This window comes from Collinsella sp. AF05-9 (assembly GCF_003465595.1).
Taxonomy (GTDB): domain Bacteria; phylum Actinomycetota; class Coriobacteriia; order Coriobacteriales; family Coriobacteriaceae; genus Collinsella.
In genome coordinates this window covers 1-1,457 of the sequence record NZ_QSBB01000074.1, presented here as the reverse complement: position 1 = coordinate 1,457, position 1,457 = coordinate 1, and the positions used below count along the sequence as shown (strand labels likewise).

Annotated in this window: 2 protein-coding genes; both read left to right on the top strand. The window is 65.3% G+C overall.

The genetic code is table 11. From position 1 onward, the window contains the following. Positions 1-79 precede the first annotated feature (79 nt). The gene (locus DWV43_RS09950; RefSeq protein WP_117818454.1) at positions 80-1,135 is read left to right on the top strand and encodes an IS1595 family transposase; all 1,056 of its coding nucleotides are present in this window, start codon (positions 80-82) and stop codon (positions 1,133-1,135) included. 47 nt (positions 1,136-1,182) lie between these two features. Next, complete coding sequence (locus DWV43_RS09945; RefSeq protein WP_117818453.1) at positions 1,183-1,398, top strand: type II toxin-antitoxin system RelB/DinJ family antitoxin; 216 nt, start codon at positions 1,183-1,185, stop codon at positions 1,396-1,398. Positions 1,399-1,457: the final 59 nt, after the last annotated feature.

Here is a 1,457-nt window from a genome sequence, read left to right as displayed (position 1 = left end):
GGCTCTGTTAGACCAAGGTTGACATAAAAACGATGTCACCGCGAGGCGGTACCCTTCAATTAACGTCGAAGGAGCGCCCATGGATGCAGACGACCTGGTCATCACCCTCAAGAAGAGCCTGGCGAAGCTCAGCAGGACCGAACGCCGTAAAGCCGTCGAGTTGGTCGGGGACGTCGTCCGCGCCGCCATGTTCGACGATGCGGCGGGAGATGGCTATGAGGTAGAGCGCTGCCCCCGCTGCGGCTCGGTCGCTATCGTCAAGAAGGGCAAGTCCAGGAACGGCGGGCAGCGCTACCTCTGCCGCGACTGCGGCAGGACGTTCTCCGGCTCCACCGACCGGATCCTCGGCACGAGCAAGTTGCCACGCGAGACCTGGATGGCCTATGCCGAGTGCTTCGTCCTCATGCTCCCTCTCCGCGAGTGCGCCGGCCGCTGCGGTGTCTGCCTCAAGACCGCCTACACCATGCGCCACAGGCTCATCGAGTGCCTGAAGGAATATTCGCCCGAGTTCCATGTGGGGCGGGGGCAGGCCTGCGAGCTCGACGAGACGTACTTCCCCGAGTCCTTCAAGGGCAACCATTCAAAGGGCTCCTTCACCCTGCCGAGAAAGGCTCGCCACCGCGGCAAGCAGGTCCGCAGGCGAGGCCTCTCCCGCGAGCAGGTCTGCGTCATGACGGGCGTCAGCGACACGGACGCCACCTTCTTCGAGGTCTCGGGGCGCGGCGTGGTCTCGCGCAGGCGCGCGGCGGAGGCCCTTCGCGGCCGTATCGGCGCGGGCGCGGTCGTCGCCACGGACAAGGCGGCCGCATACATCGACGTGCTGCGCGACCTGAAGGTCGCCTCGCATGAGTCCTATGACTCCAAGGACCGCTCGGAGGGCACCATCAACCGCATCAATACCGTCCATTCGCTCCTCGAATCGTTCATGGCACGCTTCAAGGGCGTGTCCACCAAGCACCTCGCCGCCTACCTCGACTGGTTCCGCTGGTGCCGCACCTTCATGGCGGCGGGTTCGCGCGCGGCGGAGTCCACGGTCGCCCGCCAGCTCGCCAACGGCTCCTGCTCGACCCGCGTCCGCGGCATGTTCGGCCTCGAGCCTCCCCTCATGGACTACTGGGACGGGCGGGCGGCCTAGCGAATTAAAATGGTGGCCACGGAGCAGCGACCGCGGAAGGAGCGGCAATGACATCGAACGTCCCGGCCACCACGATAAGAATCGATCCCGAGGTCAAAAGGGAGGCCGTGGCCGTGCTCGACGAGCTCGGGCTCTCCATGTCGGGCGCCATGAACATATTCCTCAGGGCGGTGATCCGCGAGGGCGGCCTGCCCTTCGACGTCAGGCTGGGATCTTCGGGGAAGGCTGACGGGGAGGGCGAGGACCGCGATGAGCGGGGATAGCCCGATTATTTCCCGGTTCGACGAACAGCCGATCGTGTCAAATGTGGTCTAACAGAGCC